Here is an 18,201-nt window from a genome sequence, read left to right as displayed (position 1 = left end):
AAGGGATTACCAGCCTCTTCCCGAATTCACCCAGAAATTCACCGACAACGATGTCGAGACCGATTCCACCTGATGGAACCAGCCTTCGGGCAGAAACAGCAGGTCGCCGGCCTCCAGGGTTACTCGCAGAAACGTCACGTCTTGCGCGCCGGGGAAACGCTGGTAATCCGGCGCATCCGGGTTGAAATCACAACCGTCGAGCCCGCCCTGCGGGGCTGTCGACCAGGTGCCTAGGGCTTCGCGGTGATGGGGGGCGGCGAGGGTGAAGGTTTTCTGGCCCCAGACCTGAGCAAACAGGTTGTCGGTATCGTCGCGATGCAGCGGTGTCAGCGTGCCCTTGGGGCCGATCCAGATGCGGGGCGGGATGAACAGCGCTTGATCGAAGTAGGGCGGGTACTTGATCTGCTCCATCAACTGCGCCGGCAGGATGTTGTTGCCCATGTACGCCGGAGGTTCGCCATCGGCGCTTTTCACTGCCGGGGTGTCCAGCGAAGCGATGAACTCGGCCATGGAGGTGGAGCGGAAATCCCGCTCCGTGGAGAAGGTTTTCTTCACGTAATCGCCGTGGCGGGTGATGCCTTGCAGTTCGGCGAAATGCACCAGCGATTCTTCGCGGCTGAGCTTGAACAGGGGCCAGTCTTGCAGGGCATCGCTGATCACCAGCGGAATCCCGTGGGGCAGGTAGCGCGTTTCGAACTCCAGCACTGACAGTTCGCGACGTGGCCGACGCTCCACCGAGCGTTGGGGCGACAGGCTGGCGGAGACCTTTTCGCTGAAACGCGGCGGGGTCGGGTAGCGCTTGTTCATGTCGACCTTTTCCACCACGCCGCCACCATGGCGGGCGTGATCGATGATCTGCGGCAGCATCGTCGCCAGGCCCATGTTGCCGCCGATTTTCAAGCGGCCGCTGGCGAACAGTTCCTCGACATTGGCCATGCCGCCCATGATCCCGAGAAAGTCCTGTTCCGCGACTTCGATGGTCACGTCGGGGCTGGCATGACGGCCGGCTTCGGTGCGGCTGCTGGCCTTGACCTCGGACCAGTACGCCTGATGCGGGCCGAACACGAATTGAAAAACCCCTTCGATGCCGACGGCACCGGCATTGGCGAACAGTTTGCCCAAGATGGTCTGCAGGTCCACGGCGACGCCTCTTGTTGGTTTTGGTCTGAGCTGGTTTTGGTTTGAACTGATTCTGGTTTGAAGAGAAACGAGCACCTGCAGCAGAGATTTAACCGACGCTGACTAATTTGCGCTGCTGGCGGGTCGTCTTCCCTTACAGGCGACTTTTTGAGGTAAACCTGGTGACCAAGCTGACCCTGCTGTGCCTGCCGTATTCTGGCGCCAGTGCCATGGTCTACAGCCGCTGGCGGCGCAAGTTGCCGCAGTGGCTGCTGTTGCAACCGGTGGAGCTGCCGGGGCGGGGCGCACGGTTCGGCGAACCGCTGCACACCGACATGCGCGCGCTGGCGATGCAATTGGCCAGGGAGTTGCGTTCGACGCTCAAGGCGCCTTACGCCCTGTTTGGCCATAGCCTGGGCGCCTTGCTCGCGTGTGAGCTGGCCCACGCCTTTCGTGCGTTGGGTTGCCCGGAGCCGGTGGCGCTGTTTGCCTCGGGAACGGCGGCGCCAACGATGCGCGCCGACTACGATCGGGGCTTTGCCGAGCCCAAAACCGATGCGCAGTTGATCGAGCAGCTACGCACGCTCAATGGCACCAGCGAAGAGGTGCTGGCCAATGAAGAGCTGATGAGCCTGACGCTGCCGATTCTGCGTGCGGATTTTCTATTGTGCGGGCGTTTTCAGCCGGTGCGGCGGCCATTGCTCAAGTGCCCGGTGCATGTGCTGGGTGGCAAGGCCGACAAGGCCACCACTGAGCAGTTGATCGGCTGGAGCAGGGAAACCCTCGGCAGCTTTTCGGTGGACATGCTGGCCGGTGGGCACTTCTTCATTCACGAGCACGAAGCCAAGGTGCTGCGGGTGATCAAGGATCAGCTGGAGGTTCACCATCGGCGGCATGCCTTGGCGGCTGTCGATTAACACGATGCTTCAGTTTGGTGATCTCTGTGGCGAGGGAGCTTGCTCCCGCTGGGTTGCGAAGCGACCCTAAAACCTGCGACCTCGCTGTGTCAGGAATACCGCATTCGCCGGTTTACGACTGCTGCGCAGCCGAGCGGGACGGTGCGGCGATCCGACAAGCTCCCTCGCCACAGGTCTGTGTTCGGCCGTCATTCCTTCGCCGCCCTGCCGATTCCAGTCGCTTCGACCTCCCTTCCTGATACTTGTTCTCAAACGCTAATTTTTCCGGTCTGCATTCGTTTCATAGGGACGACGTGCCTTTGTGCTTCCTGCCTACTGATCCGGATGCTAAGAAATGAATGCTGAAGACTCCTTGAAACTTGCTCGCCGGTTTATCGGGTTGCCCCTGGAAAAGCGCCAGATGTTCCTTGCGGCCTTGCACAAGGAGGGCGTGGACTTCGCCCGTTTTCCGATTCCGCAAGGGGTCGAGGCCGAGGACCGGCAAGCGCTGTCCTACGCCCAGCAGCGCATGTGGTTCCTCTGGCAACTGGACCCGCACAGCGGCGCCTACAACTTGCCGGGCGCAGTGCGCCTGACCGGGCAACTGAACCTGCCGGCCCTGGAGCAAGCGTTCGCCAGCCTGGTGGCGCGTCATGAAACCCTGCGCACGGTGTTCCAGCGCCAGGCCGACGAGTCCCTGCAACAGGCACCTGCCAGTGCGCCGTTGGTGATCGAGCAAATTGATTTCAGCGCGCTGCCAACCCTTGAGCGCGAACAGGCCGTGGCCGAGGCCGCCCAGCAGCAATCGTTGCTGCCGTTCGATTTGGCCGTCGGGCCGTTGCTGCGGGTCAAGCTGCTCAAACTCACCGAGCAGGAGCACGTGCTGCTGCTGACCCTGCACCACATCGTTTCTGATGGCTGGTCGATGAACGTGTTGATCGACGAGTTCATCCGCTGCTACGACGCCCATGATGCCGGCGTGCAACCGCAGCTCGCGCCGTTGCCGATTCAATACAGCGACTATGCCTTGTGGCAACGCCGCTGGCTGGAAGCCGGGGAGCAGGCGCGGCAGCTGGAATACTGGCAAGCCCAATTGGGCTTCGAGCATCCGGTGCTGGAGCTGCCCACTGATCACCCGCGCCCGGCGATGCCCAGCTATCGCGGCACTCGTTATGAGTTCGGCGTCGACGGCCCACTGGCCGAGCAACTGCGAGCCACCGCGCAGAAGCACAACATCACCTTGTTCATGCTGTTGCTCGGCGCATTCAACGCGTTGCTGCACCGTTACACCGGGCAGACCGACATTCGCGTCGGCGTGCCGATCGCCAACCGCAATCGCGGTGAAATCGAAGGCCTGATCGGTTTCTTCGTCAACACCCAAGTGCTGCGCACCCGGCTCGATGGCCAGACCCGCGTGGCGGATTTGCTCAGTGACATCAAGGAAACCGCCCTCGGCGCCCAGGCCCATCAGGACTTGCCATTCGAGCGGCTGGTGGAAGCGCTAAAGCTGGAGCGCAGCCTCAGCCACACGCCGTTGTTCCAGGTGATGTACAACCATCAACCGCAGGTGGCGGACATTTCCACGGTGACCACCGCCTCGGGCCTGAAGCTGGGCATGATCGAATGGGAAGGGCGCACCACCCAATTCGACCTGACCCTGGACACCTATGAAAAGGCCGGCACACTGCACGCCGCGCTGACCTACGCCAATGACCTGTTCGATGCGCCGACCATCGAGCGCATGGCGCGGCACTGGACCCATTTGCTGCACGGTATGGTCAACGACAGCCAGCAGCGCATCAGCGATTTGCCGTTGCTTGAAGCCGAGGAATACCAGCGCATCGTCCATGACTGGAACCGCGCTGACGAAGGTTTCGCCGATGATCTGTGCGTCCATCAATTGATCGACCGCCAAGTCGCCGCCCAACCGGATGCGCTGGCGGTGACCTTTGCAGCCAAACAACTGACTTACGCCGAGCTCGACGCCCAGGCCAACCGTCTGGCCCACAAGCTGATCGAGTTGGGCGTGGGCCCGGAAGTGCGGGTCGGCGTGGCGATGCAACGTTCCGACAGTCTGTTGGTGGCGCTGCTGGCGGTGCTCAAGGCCGGCGGCGCCTATGTGCCGTTGGACCCGGATTACCCGGCCGACCGCGTGGCCTACATGCTCGACGACAGCCGCGCGCTGGTGCTGCTGACCGAGCAGGCTGTTGGGGCAACATTGAGCATCGCTGCCGAGACACAAGTGTTGTTGATGGACAGCGCCGAGCCATGGCTGGCCGCTTACCCAAGCAGCGCACCGGTCACTCGCGTCACGCCGGATAACCTCGCCTACGTGATCTACACCTCCGGTTCCACCGGCAAGCCCAAAGGCGTGGCCATCACCCATCGCAACGTGCTGGCGCTGATCGACTGGTCGCAATCGGTGTACAGCCGCGACGATATTCAGGGGGTACTGGCCTCGACTTCGGTGTGTTTCGACCTGTCGGTGTGGGAGTTGTTTGTCACCCCGGCCAACGGCGGCTCGCTGATCATCGCCCGCAACGCCCTGGAGTTGCCGCAACTGCCGGCCCGCGATCAGGTGCGCCTGATCAACACGGTGCCATCGGCGATCAATGCGCTGCACAGTGCCGGGCAGATTCCACCGAGCGTGCGCATCATCAACCTGGCCGGTGAGCCGCTTAAACAGTCGCTGGTCGACGGGCTTTACGGGCAGCCGACCGTGGCGCATGTCTACGACCTCTACGGCCCGTCGGAAGACACCACCTATTCCACCTGGACTCGCCGCCAGTCCGGCGGCAGCGCCAACATCGGCCGACCGCTCAAACACACCGCCAGCTATTTGCTGGATGCCGATCTGCAACCGGTGCCGCAGGGCGTATCGGCCGAGTTGTACCTGGCCGGCGCGGGCATCACCCGGGGTTACCTGGCGCGGCCGGGCATGACCGCCGAGAAGTACGTGCCGAACCCGTTTGCCAGCAACGGCGAGCGTCTGTATCGCACCGGTGACCTGACCCGTTATCAGGTCGACGGTGCGTTGCAATACGTCGGTCGCATCGACCATCAGGTCAAGGTTCGTGGTTTCCGGATCGAACTGGGTGAAATCGAAGCGCGGCTGTTGCAGCAGGACGCGGTACGCGAACTGGCGGTGCTGGCCCAGGACGGCGCCAGTGGTCAGCAACTGGTCGCCTACATCGTGCCGACCGATGCCGTGGTGTTGGCGGACAATGCCGATGCTCAAGCGAACCTGCGCGAAACCCTGAAAGCCGCGCTGCGCCAACACTTGCCGGACTACATGGTCCCGGCGCATCTGCTGTTCCTCGAGCAATTGCCGTTGACCCCCAACGGCAAGCTCGACCGCAAGGCCTTGCCTGCGGTCGACGGCTCCCAGCAACAACGTGAACACGTGGCGCCACGCACGGCGCTGGAAAAGTCGCTGGCAACGATCTGGCAAGACATCCTGGCCATCGACAATGTCGGCCTGGAAGACAACTTCTTCGAGCTGGGCGGCGACTCCATTGTGTCGATGCAAGTGGTCAGCCGCGCGCGTCAGGCGGGCATCCTGTTGAGCCCCAAAGACCTGTTCCAGTACCAGACCCTCCGCAGCCTGGCGCAAGTGGCCCGCAGCGGCGAACAGAAGCTGATCGATCAAGGTCCGGCTGTTGGCGCGGTGGCCCTGACGCCGGTGCAGCACTGGTTCTTCGAGCAAGCCATCCCTGAGCGTCATCACTGGAACCAGTCGCTGCTGCTGGTGCCGCGCGAAGCGCTGGATGCCGGGGCGCTGGATCAGGCGTTGGCGCAGTTGCTCCAGCATCACGATGGGTTGCGTCTGCGTTATCAACAGACCGACGCCGGTTGGCAGCAGGCCTATGGCGCAGCGTCTGTTGAGTCGGTGCTGTGGCAACGCTCGGCGCAATCGCTCGAAGATCTGAATGCGTTGTGCGACGAAGCCCAGCGCAGTCTTGATCTGGGCAACGGCCCGTTGCTGCGAGCGTTGTCGGTGCAGATGGCCGATGGCACTCAGCGGCTGCTGCTGGTGATTCACCATTTGGCGGTGGACGGTGTGTCTTGGCGGGTGTTGCTGGAGGATCTGCAGCAGTTCTATCGCCAGGCACGCGACGGCTCGACGCTGACGACGGCGACGAAAACCAGTTCATACCAGCGCTGGGTGGCGCGTCTACAAAGCCACCTGCCAACGTTCCACAGCAGTGTCGATTATTGGCAGTCGCAACTGCGCGATGCAGCGCAACACGACTTGCCGTGCGACCGCCCAGACGGTGCACTGCAAAACCGTTTCGAGCAGAAAGTCGAACTGACCTTCGATGCCGAACAAACCCGCAAACTGCTGCAACAGGCGCCGGCGGCTTATCGCACTCAGGTCAATGATCTGCTGCTGACCGCGTTGGCGCGGGCCGTGTGCCGCTGGACCGGGCAGGGCAGCACGCTGATCCAGCTCGAAGGCCACGGCCGCGAGGACCTGTTCGACGACATCGATTTGACCCGCACTGTCGGCTGGTTCACCAGTCTGTTCCCGGTCAACCTGAGCCCGGCCGGCGACCTCGGCGCATCGATCAAAACGGTCAAGGAGCAACTGCGCGCGGTGCCGGACAAAGGACTGGGCTACGGCGTGCTGCGCTATCTGGCCGACTCGCAGGTTGGCGCCGCACTGGCAGCCATGCCGCAACCGCGCATCACCTTCAACTACCTGGGGCAGTTCGACCGTCAGTTCGACGAAGCGGCGTTGTTTGTGCCGTCCAGCGAAGGCAGCGGCGCCGCGCAGGATCCGTCGGCACCGTTGGCCAACTGGCTGACGGTCGAAGGCCAGGTGTACGGCGGCGAGCTGTCGATGAGCTGGGGCTTCAGCCGCGAGATGTTCGACACCGCGACCATCCAGCAGCTGGTTGATCAATACGCTGTCGAACTCAACGGGTTGATCGAGCATTGCTGCACCCTTGAGGTGCCACAGGCCACGCCATCGGACTTCCCGCTGGCGCGCATCACCCAGGCACAACTCGATGCATTGCCGGTGGCCGTCAGCCAACTCGACGACCTCTATCCGCTGTCGCCGATGCAACAGGGGCTGTTGTTCCACACCCTGTACGAGCAGGCGGCGGGCGAGTACATCAATCAGTTGCGGGTGGATGTGCAAGGCATCGAGCCTGAGCGTTTCCGCGCCGCCTGGCAGGCCACGGTCGATGCTCAGGATATCTTGCGCACCGGTTTTGTCTGGCAGGGCGAACTGGAGCAACCGGTGCAGATCGTCCACAAGCAGGTGCAGTTGCCGTTCACCGTGCTCGACTGGCGTGAGCGTGGCGATCAGCTTCAGGCCCTGAATGAACTGGCCGATGCCGAGCGCCAACAAGGATTCGACCTGAGCCGGGCGCCATTGCTGCGACTGGTGCTGGTGCACACCGCAGCCGATCGCTGGCAGCTGATTTACACCCATCACCACATCCTGATGGACGGCTGGAGCAACTCGCAGTTGCTCGGCGAAGTCTTGCAGCGTTACAGCGGTCGCCCACCGATAGCTACCGGCGGGCGCTATCGCGATTACATCGGTTGGTTGCAGCGTCAGGATATACAACTGAGCCAGGATTTCTGGCGCGAGCCATTGGCCTCCTTGCAAGAGCCGACCCGACTGGCGCGGGTGGCGTCCGGCAACGAAACCCAGAGCGGGCATGGCGATCACTTCCAGACCCTGGACGTCAGTCGCACCCAAGGCCTTGAAGCCTTTGCCCGGCAACAAAAAGTCACCCTTAACACCTTGGTGCAAGCCGCGTGGCTGCTGTTGTTGCAACGCTACACCGGTCACCAAACCGTGGCGTTCGGCGCCACGGTGGCCGGGCGTCCGGCAGACTTGCCCGGCATCGAGCAAGCGGTCGGCTTGTTCATCAATACCTTGCCGGTGATCGGCACGCCGCGTCCGGACCAAAGCGTCGGCCACTGGTTGCAAGCGGTACAGGCGCAAAACCTCAGCCTGCGCGAGTTCGAGCACACGCCGTTGGCGGACATTCAACGCTGGGCCGGGCAGGGCGGCGAAGCGCTGTTCGACAACATTCTGGTGTTCGAGAACTACCCGATTGCCCAGGCGCTGCAACAGGGCGCGGAGCAAGGCGTGGTGTTCGGCGACGTCGCCAACCTTGAGCAAACCCATTATCCGTTGAGCGTTGCCGTGACATTGGGCCAGACCCTGGCCCTGCATTACAGCTTCGACCGGGCGCATTTCTCAGCGTCCACGATCGAACGCATCGCTGCGCACCTGCTGCAACTGTTGGAGCAGTTCGCCGAGTCGGCCGAACGCAATCTTGGTGAAATTGCCCTGGCCAGCGCCGCCGAACGGGCGCAGCAACAGGCCGATAACCAGCCGCAGCCGTACCCGGTGAATGTCGCCGTGCACCAGCGCATCGCCGAACTCGCCGCCCAGCGCCCGGAGCGCACGGCGGTGATCTTCGCCGGCCAGCGGTTCAGCTATGGCGACATCGACCAACGCGCTAATCAGTTGGCCCACGCCCTGATCGCGCGGGGTGTCGGCCCGGAAAGCCGGGTCGGCGTGGCCTTGCCGCGTAGCGAAGGGGTGATTGTCGCGCTGCTGGCGGTGCTCAAGGCTGGCGGTGCCTACGTGCCGCTGGACACCAGCTACCCGCGCGAACGCCTGGCCTATCTGATCGAGGATTCGGGGCTGGCGTTGTTGCTCAGCGATTCGTCGGTTTCTGTGCAGTTGCCGGTGGATGATGCGGTCCCGGTGCTGGAGCTCGACCGTCTCGATCTGCGCAGCCAATCCCTCACCGCGCCCAAGGTGCCGCTCGATCCGCAGAACCTCGCTTACGTCATTTACACCTCCGGCTCCACCGGTAACCCCAAAGGCGTGAGCGTCGCCCATGGCCCGCTGGCGATGCATTGCCAGGCCATCGGTGAACGCTATGAAATGCGTGACAGCGACTGCGAATTCCACTTCATGTCCTTCGCCTTCGACGGCGCCCATGAGCGTTGGCTGACCAGCCTGACTCACGGCGCTTCGCTGCTGATTCGCGACGACAGCCTGTGGACCCCGGAACAGACCTACAACGCCATGCGCGAACACGGCGTGACGGTGGTGGCGTTCCCGCCGGTCTACCTGCAACAACTGGCCGAACACGCCGAGCGTGAAGGCCACCCGCCGAGGGTGCGGATCTACTGCTTCGGCGGCGATGCCGTGCCTAACGCCAGTTTCGATCGGGTCAAGCGTGCGCTCGATCCGGACTACATCATCAACGGCTACGGCCCGACCGAAACCGTGGTCACGCCGCTGATCTGGAAGGCCGGGCGCGACGTGCCGTGCGGCGCGGCCTACGCGCCGATCGGCAGTCGCATCGGTGACCGCAGCGCTTATGTGCTGGACGCCGACCTGAACCTGCTGCCCCAAGGCATGGCCGGTGAGCTGTACCTGGGCGGCACCGGCCTGGCCCGGGGTTACCTGAACCGTCCCGGCCTGACGGCTGAGCGGTTTGTTGCCGATCCGTTCAGCGCGGTCGGTGGCTTGCTGTACCGCACCGGCGACCTGGTGCGGCAGCGTGCCGATGGCACGTTCGATTACCTGGATCGCATCGACAATCAGGTGAAGATTCGCGGTTTCCGCATCGAACTGGGGGAAGTCGAAGCGCGCCTGCAAACCCTCGACGGCGTGCGCGAAGCCGTGGTGGTCGCCCAGGAAGGCACCGCCGGCAGTGGCAAGCGCCTGGTGGCTTATGTGGTCGCCGATGCACTCAACGCCGAGCGTGCTGATTTCGCCGACAGCCTGCGCGAGCAACTCAAAGTCGCGCTGCCGGCGCACATGGTCCCGGCATATTTGCTGCTGCTTGAGCGCCTGCCGCTGACCCCCAACGGCAAACTCGACCGCAAGAACCTGCCCAAGCCGGACGTCAGTCAATTGCAGCAAGCTTACGTGGCGCCGCAAAGCGCACTGGAGCAGCAACTGGCGACGATCTGGCAGGACGTGCTGAAACTCGATCAGGTCGGTTTGAGCGACAACTTCTTCGAACTGGGCGGCGATTCGATCATCTCGATTCAAGTGGTCAGCCGCGCCCGTCAGGCCGGTATCCGCTTCACGCCAAAAGACCTGTTCCAGCACCAGACCATCCAGGCACTGGCCACGGTGGCGCGGTTGGGTGAGCAAGCTCAGGTCATCGATCAAGGGCCGGTCACGGGTGAACTGGCGTTGTTGCCGGTGCAACAGGTGTTCTTCGAACAAGCCATCCCCGAGCGTCAGCACTGGAACCAGGCGGTGATGCTCAAGCCGACGCAAATACTGAATGCCAATCTGCTTGAGCAGGCGTTGGGCGCACTGGTTACTCACCACGATGGCTTGCGCTTGAGTTTCGTCGAACAAGCTGAGGGCTGGCAGGCGCAGTACCGTGCGCCGGGCAGCCAGACCGAGGCGTTGCTCTGGGCGGTTGACGTCGCCGACGCCACGGCACTGGAAGCGGTGGCCAATGAAGCGCAACGCAGCTTGAACCTGCAACACGGGCCGCTGCTGCGCGCGGTGCTGGCGAACCTCGATGACGGCACTCAGCGCCTGTTGCTGGCGATCCACCATCTGGTGGTGGACGGCGTGTCGTGGCGGATTCTGTTTGACGATCTGCAAACCGCTTACCGTCAGCTGTTGAGCGGCGAGCCCCTGCAATTGCCGGCCAAAACCAGTGCGGCCAAGGTCTGGGCCGAGCACCTGCAAACCTACGCCCGCAGTGCTGAATTGCGCAGCGAACTGGCCTGGTGGCAACAGCAGTTGCACGGCGCCGACGTGGCGTTGCCGGTGGACAATCCCGAGGGCGGGCAGCAGAACAAGCATGCACTGACGGTGCGCACGCAACTGAACAAGGAACTGACCCGGCAACTGCTGCAAGACGCCCCGGCGGCGTATCGCACGCAGGTCAACGACCTGCTGCTGACCGCTCTGGCCCGCGTCATGGTGCGCTGGACCGGCACTGACAGCGCGTTGATCCAGCTCGAAGGTCATGGCCGTGAAGAGCTGTTCGACGGCGTTGACCTGACCCGTACCGTCGGCTGGTTCACCAGCCTGTACCCGGCAAAATTGACGCCGGTCGCTGACCTCGGCGGTTCGCTGAAACAGATCAAGGAACAGCTGCGCGCGATCCCGAACAAGGGCCTCGGTTTTGCTGCGCTGGCCCATCTGGGTGACGACGTTGCACGCAAAACCCTCAGCCAATTGCCGGTGCCGTGCCTGACCTTCAACTACCTGGGCCAGTTCGACGGCAGCTTCACCGAAGCCGACGGCGCCTTGTTCGTGCCGTGCAGTGACGCGGCCGGCGATGAACTGGATGCTCGTGCGCTATTGGCTAACCAGTTGGCCCTCAACGGTCAGGTGTATGGCGGCGAACTGAATCTGGGATGGACCTTCAGCCGCGAAATGTTCAATGAGGCGACCATTCAAGCGCTGGCCGACGATTACGCACTGGAACTGCAAGCGCTGATCGCCCATTGCTGCCAGGCCGGACAGCACGGCGTCACCCCGTCGGACTTCCCGCTGGCGCGCTTGAGTCAGGCACAACTGGACGGCTTGCCGCTGGCGCCGCAGTCGATCGAAGACCTGTATCCATTGTCGCCGATGCAGCAGGGCATGTTGTTCCATGCCGTGTACCAGGAAACCACCGGCGATTACATCAACCAGATTCGCCTGGATGTGGAAGGGCTCGACCCCGAGCGTTTCCATCAGGCCTGGCAAGCAGCGGTGGATGCCCACGACATTCTGCGCACACGCTTTGTCTGGCAGGGCGAACTGGAAAACCCGGTGCAGGTGGTCGGCAAACACGCGCAGATGCCTTACAGCCTGCATGATTTACGCGCCCATCCGCAGCGCGATCAGGCCTTGCAGACGCTCGCCGACACGGAACGCCAGGCCCTCAACTTGAGCGCACCGACCTTGTTGCGGCTGGTGATTGCGCGTATCGACGACCACCGTCATCACCTGATCTACACCAACCATCACATCCTGATGGACGGCTGGAGCAACTCGCAGTTGCTCGGCGAAGTGCTGCAGCGTTACAGCGGCCAGTTCAACGCCGCTCACAGCGGACGTTACCGCGATTACATCGCCTGGCTGCAACGCCAGGACACGGCGGCCAGCGAAGCGTTCTGGACCCCGGCGCTGCACGCGCTGGACGAGCCGACGCGCCTGGCCCAGACCGTCGCGAAGCCTCAGGCGTCTATCGACAGCCAAGGTTATGGCGATCACTTCCAGGTGCTGGAGGCCGATCAAACCCTGCGTTTGGGCGAGTTTGCCCGGGCCGCGAAAGTCACCGTCAACACGCTGGTGCAGGCGGCCTGGTTGCTGTTGCTGCAACGCTACACCGGGAAAACCACCGTGGCCTTCGGCGCGACGGTTGCGGGTCGTCCGGCGGACTTGCCGGGTGTCGAGCAACAGATCGGGCTGTTCATCAACACCTTGCCGGTGATTGCCAGCCCTCGGGCCGAGCAATCGCTCACGAGCTGGCTGCAAACGGTGCAAGGGCAAAACCTGGCCTTGCGCGAGTTCGAACACACCGCGCTGTTCGATATTCAGCGCTGGGCCGGGCAGGGCGGTGAAGCGCTGTTCGACAACATTCTGGTGTTCGAGAACTACCCGATTGCCCAGGCTCTGGAGCAGGGCGCCCCGCAAGGGCTGCGTTTTGGTCCGGTGGCCAGCCGCGAGCAGACCAACTATCCGCTGACCCTGCTGGTGAGCCTCGACGCGCAACTGTCGCTGCACTTCAGCTATCAGCGCGGCAGTTTTGCGCAGGCGACAGTGACGCGACTGGCGGCTCATTTGCAGCACCTGTTGAGCCAGATGATCGACGCCGGTGAACGCTGTCTCGGCGAGTTGGTGCTGCTGGATGAAACCGAGCAGCAACAAGTGTTGCTGGACTGGAACCATCGCGATGAAGGTTTCGCCCAGGAGCTGTGCATTCACCAGTTGATCGACCGTCAAGTCGCCGCTCAACCGGATGCGCTGGCGGTGACCTTCGCAACCAAGCAACTGACTTACGCCGAACTCGACGCCCGGGCCAACCGTCTGGCCCACAAGCTGATCGAGTTGGGCGTGGGTCCGGAAGTGCGGGTCGGCGTGGCGATGCAGCGTTCCGACAGTCTGTTGGTGGCGCTGCTGGCGGTGCTCAAGGCCGGCGGCGCCTATGTGCCGTTGGACCCGGATTATCCGGCCGACCGCGTGGCCTACATGCTCGACGACAGCCGTGCGCTGGTGCTGCTGACCGAGCAGGCTGTTGCGGCAACATTGAACGTGACGGCGGGCACTCAAGTGCTGTTGATGGACAACGCCGAGTCGTGGCTGGCCACTTACCCAAGCAGCGCACCGGTCACCCGTGTCACGCCGGATAACCTGGCCTACGTGATCTACACCTCCGGCTCCACCGGCAAGCCCAAAGGCGTGGCCATCGCCCATCGCAACGTGCTGGCGCTGATCGACTGGTCGCAATCGGTGTTCAGCCGCGAAGACATTCAGGGCGTGCTGGCCTCGACCTCGGTGTGTTTCGACCTGTCGGTGTGGGAGCTGTTTGTCACCTTGGCCAACGGCGGCTCGCTGATCATCGCCCGCAACGCCCTGGAGCTGCCGCAACTGCCCGCCCGCGATCAGGTGCGCCTGATCAACACCGTGCCGTCGGCGATCAATGCGCTGCACAGTGCCGGGCAGATTCCGCCGAGCGTGCGCATCATCAACCTCGCCGGTGAGCCGCTGAAGCAGTCGCTGGTCGATGCGCTTTATAGGCAACCGACCGTGGCGCATGTCTACGACCTTTACGGCCCGTCGGAAGACACCACCTATTCCACCTGGACCCGTCGCGAGGCGGGTGGCACGGCGAACATTGGTCGCCCGCTCAAACACACCGTCAGCTATTTGCTGGATGCCGACTTGCAACCGGTGCCTCTGGGCGTATCGGCCGAGCTGTACCTGGCCGGTGCCGGCATCACCCGGGGTTACCTGGGGCGGCCGGGCATGACCGCCGAGAAGTACGTGCCGAATCCGTTCGCCAGCAACGGCGAGCGTCTGTACCGCACCGGCGATCTGACCCGCTATCAGGCCGATGGTGTGCTCGAGTACCGAGGGCGAATCGATCATCAAGTGAAGATCCGCGGCTTCCGCATCGAACTGGGGGAAATCGAAGCGCGCCTGCTGGAGCAGCCAGCGGTTCGCGAAGTGGCGGTGCTGGCGCAGGAAGCCCTGGGCAATCAGCAACTGGTGGCCTACGTGGTCGCTTCACCACTGGAGCTCGATGATCAGCAGTCCCTGCGCGATGAACTCAAGGCACGGCTCAGGGAGTCTTTGCCGGAATTCATGGTCCCGGCGCACCTGTTGTTCCTCGAACAATTGCCGCTGACGCCCAACGGCAAACTCGACCGCAAGGCGTTGCCGACGGTGGAGGGCGGTCATTTGCAGGGGCGTTATGTCGCCCCGCAGAGCGAGCGCGAGCAGCAGGTTGCGGCGATCTGGCAGCACGTACTGCAAGTCGAGCGTGTCGGCCTGCTGGATCACTTTTTCGAACTGGGCGGCCACTCGTTGCTGGCCGTCAATGTGGTTTCACGCCTGCAACTGGAACTGGGCCTGAAACTGACCCCACAACTGATTTTTCAACACCCCGTACTCACGGATTTCGTCAGCAGTCTGGCAACCGCAGGGGAGCAGGTCGATACGTTGAAACTGAGCAAGCTGGACGCCCTGCTTGACGAAATGGAGGAAGCTTGATGGATACCAATGTCGCTTTGAAGATCGCCCGGCGCTTCATAACTTTGCCGCTCGACAAGCGCAGGGTCTATCTGCAGAAGATGCTCGAGGAGGGCGTTTCACCGGCTAACCTGCCGATTCCCGAAACCCAGTCGCAGTTCGATCCGGTGCCGCTGTCCTTTGCTCAGGAGCGCCAGTGGTTCCTCTGGCAGATGGACCCCGACAGCGCCGCCTACAACATTCCCAGTGCCATGCACTTGCAGGGCGAGCTCGACGTCGCGGCGCTCGAACGCGGTTTCAATGCATTGATTGCCCGTCATCAAAGCCTGCGCACCACGTTCCGGCAGCAGGATGAACAAGCGGTGCAGGTGATTCATCCGCACATGAACCTGACCGTCGCCGTGCATGAACTGGATGAACGCCCCGATGCCCTGTCGCCAGAAGCGCAGATTCAAGTGTTCGTCGCCGAACAGGCCGGGCAGCCGTTCGACTTGGTCAACGGTCCGCTGTTGCGCGTCAGCCTGCTGCGCCTTGGCGCGCAGGAGCATGTGCTGACCCTGACCCAGCACCACATCGCCTCGGATGGCGCGTCGATGCGGGTCATGGTCGATGAACTGCTGCAACTCTATGGCGCTTACCGCCAGGGCCACGAACTCGCTTTGCCGGCGCTGTCGATCCAGTACGCCGACTATGGCATCTGGCAACGGCACTGGATGGAAGCCGGGGAGCGCGAGCGGCAACTGGACTACTGGCAGGCGCACTTGGGCAGCGAACATCCGCTGCTGGAGTTGCCCACCGATTACCCGCGTCCGGCGGTGCAGAGCCTGCGTGGCGCCCGTCATGAGCTGGCATTGCCGCCGGCACTGGGCGAGCGCCTGAGGGCGTTGGCCAAAAGCGAAAACGTCACCCTGTTCATGCTGTTGCTGGCGTCGTTCCAGACCTTGTTGCATCGCTACAGTGGCCAGGCCGAGATTCGCGTCGGCGTGCCCACCGCTAACCGCAACCGGGTCGAGACCGAGCGGCTGATCGGCTTCTTCGTCAACACCCAGGTGCTCAAGACCGAGGTCGATGCTCAGGCCACGTTCAGCACGCTGCTGGCCCAGGTCAAACAGACCGCGATGGCCGCCCAGGCGCATCAGGACCTGCCTTTCGAACAATTGGTCGAAGCCTTGCAACCGGAACGCAGCCTGAGCTACAGCCCGCTGTTCCAGGTGATGTACAACCACCAGAGCACCGGCGCAAGCCAAAGCCGCCAGGGCACCGGCGAGTCGGCGCTGACGATCCGCCACTTGCATCAGCCCTCGCGCACCGCGCAATTCGACCTGACCCTGGAAACCTTCGACGGCCCCGAAGGCCTCGGCGCACAGTTGACCTATGCCACCGACCTGTTTGACGGCGCGACCATCGAGCGTCTGGCGCGGCATTGGCAAAACCTGCTCGGCAGCCTGGTTGCCGATCCGCAGCAACGGGTGGGCGAACTGGCGCTGCTCGACGAAACCGAACAACAGCAGGTGCTGGTCGACTGGAACCGCAGCGCCGCCGAATACCCGACCGACCGCTGCATCCATCAATTGATCGAAGCCCAGGTCCGGCGCACGCCAGAGGTCACGGCGTTGGTGTTCGACGGGCAATCCCTGAGTTATGCACAACTCAATCGCCAGGCCAACCAGTTGGCCCATCGGCTGATCGAACGGGGCGTCGGCCCGGATCAGTTGGTCGGTATCGCCATCGACCGCAGCCTGGAAATGCTGATCGGACTGTTGGCGATTCTCAAGGCGGGCGGTGCCTACGTGCCGCTGGACCCGCAATACCCTGAAGACCGTCTGGCGCACATGATCGAAAACAGTGGCTTGCAACTGCTGCTGACCCAGGCGCATTTGATCGGGCAACTGCCGATTCCGGCCGGCGTGCAGACCCTGTTGCTCGACCCGCAAGGCGAACACGCTCGCGGTTACAGCGAGGCCGATCCGCAGGTAGCGCTCAGCGGTGAACACCTGGCGTATGCGATTTACACCTCCGGCTCCACCGGCAAGCCCAAAGGGGTGATGGTGCGCCATCAGGCGCTGGTGAACTTCGTGGTGAGCATGGTCAAGGAGCCGGGCATTGAAGCCCGGGACCGCATGCTGTCGCTGACCACATTCTCGTTCGATATTTTCGGCCTGGAAATCTACGGCCCGCTGCTCAGCGGTGCCCGTGTGGTGCTGGTGGACAAGCACACCGCCCAGGATCCGCAAGCGCTGCTGGAGATGATCCGGCAGCAGGAAGTCACGGTGGTGCAAGCCACGCCGTCGACCTGGCGCATGTTGCTCGACCACGAACAGGCGCCCACCCTCCAGGGCTGTAAATTCCTCTGCGGCGGCGAAGCGCTGGCCGATGACTTGGCCCAGCGCATGCTCGGTCTGGCGGGGCAGGTCTGGAACCTTTATGGCCCGACCGAAACCACCATCTGGTCGGCGGCCTGGCAGCTGACCCGCGAGCAGCGCCAGCCGTACCTCGGCAAACCGATTGCCAACACCACGCTGTACATTTTGGGCGATGACCTGGCACCGAATCCGGCGGGCTCGATTGGCGAACTGCTGATCGGCGGGGACGGCCTGGCCCGTGGGTATCACGACCGAGCGGCAATGACCGCCGAGCGCTTCCTGCCCGACCCGTTCGGCAACGGCGCGCGGCTGTACCGCACCGGCGACCTGGCACGCCATCGTCATGACGGCGTGCTCGAATACATGGGGCGTATCGACCATCAAGTGAAGATCCGTGGTTTCCGCATCGAACTGGGTGAAATCGAGGCGCGTTTGCTGGAGCAGCCAGCAGTCCGTGAAGTGGCGGTGCTGGCGCAGGAAGCCCTGGGCAGCCAGCAACTGGTGGCCTATGTGGTCGCGCCGCAACTGGACCTCGATGCCGCCGACGAGCAACTGCGTCTGCGCGATGAACTCAAGGCGCGGCTCAAGGAATGCCTGCCGGAATTCATGGTCCCGGCGCATCTGCTGTTCCTCGCCAACCTGCCGCTGACACCTAACGGCAAACTCAATCGCAAGGCGTTGCCAGCGGTGGACGCGAGCCAGTTACAGGCGCGTTATGTCGCCCCACAGAGCGAGCGGCAACAGCAAGTCGCCGCCATCTGGCAGGACGTGCTGAAGCTGGACCGCGTGGGCCTGACCGACAACTTCTTCGAGCTGGGCGGGCACTCCCTGCTGGTGACCCAAGTGGTGTCGCGGGTGCGTCGGGTGCTGGGCATTCAGGTGCCGTTGCGCAGCCTGTTCGAGCACAGCACCCTGGAGGATTTCGTCCAGGCGCTGGGCGCCGAGCCGGGCGAACAGTCACCGCCGATGACCCGGGTCGACCGTGACCAACCGCTGGCGCTGTCCTTTGCCCAGGAGCGCCAATGGTTCCTGTGGAAAATGGACCCCGACAGCGCCGCCTACAACATCCCGACCGCGCTGCGGATGCGCGGCGCGCTGGACAAAAACGCCCTGCAAC

Annotated in this window: 4 protein-coding genes (1 of these 4 running past the window's edge); 3 read left to right on the top strand and 1 reads right to left on the bottom strand. The window is 63.2% G+C overall.

The window, feature by feature from the left end; genetic code table 11:
- Positions 1–6: 6 nt before the first annotated feature.
- The gene (locus AC30D7_RS11325) at positions 7–1,140 is read right to left on the bottom strand and encodes a cupin-like domain-containing protein (RefSeq protein WP_018925338.1); all 1,134 of its coding nucleotides are present in this window, start codon (positions 1,138–1,140) and stop codon (positions 7–9) included.
- Positions 1,141–1,298: 158 nt separating this feature from the next.
- Here AC30D7_RS11325 and AC30D7_RS11320 point away from each other — a divergent pair, with 158 nt between their 5' ends.
- From AC30D7_RS11320 to AC30D7_RS11310, 3 genes are all read left to right on the top strand, one after another.
- Positions 1,299–2,036, top strand: coding sequence for a thioesterase II family protein (locus tag AC30D7_RS11320; RefSeq protein WP_490134197.1), 738 nt, complete (start codon positions 1,299–1,301; stop codon positions 2,034–2,036).
- Between the two features lie 334 nt (positions 2,037–2,370).
- Positions 2,371–14,742 carry a non-ribosomal peptide synthase/polyketide synthase gene (locus tag AC30D7_RS11315; protein WP_490134113.1) on the top strand — a complete coding sequence of 4,124 codons (12,372 nt, stop codon included), beginning with the start codon at positions 2,371–2,373 and terminating at the stop codon, positions 14,740–14,742.
- Positions 14,742–18,201 carry the start of a non-ribosomal peptide synthase/polyketide synthase gene (locus tag AC30D7_RS11310; protein WP_490134112.1) on the top strand. It continues 10,055 nt past the right edge of the window, so the window shows 3,460 of its 13,515 coding nt (coding positions 1–3,460); it begins with the start codon at positions 14,742–14,744; its stop codon lies beyond the right edge, outside the window. Before AC30D7_RS11315 ends, AC30D7_RS11310 begins: the two co-directional genes overlap by 1 nt.

The sequence above is a fragment of the Pseudomonas sp. DF5 genome (genome assembly GCF_058148225.1).
The sequence above is the reverse complement of the archived record's forward strand: the minus strand, read 5'-3'. Positions and strand labels throughout refer to the sequence as shown.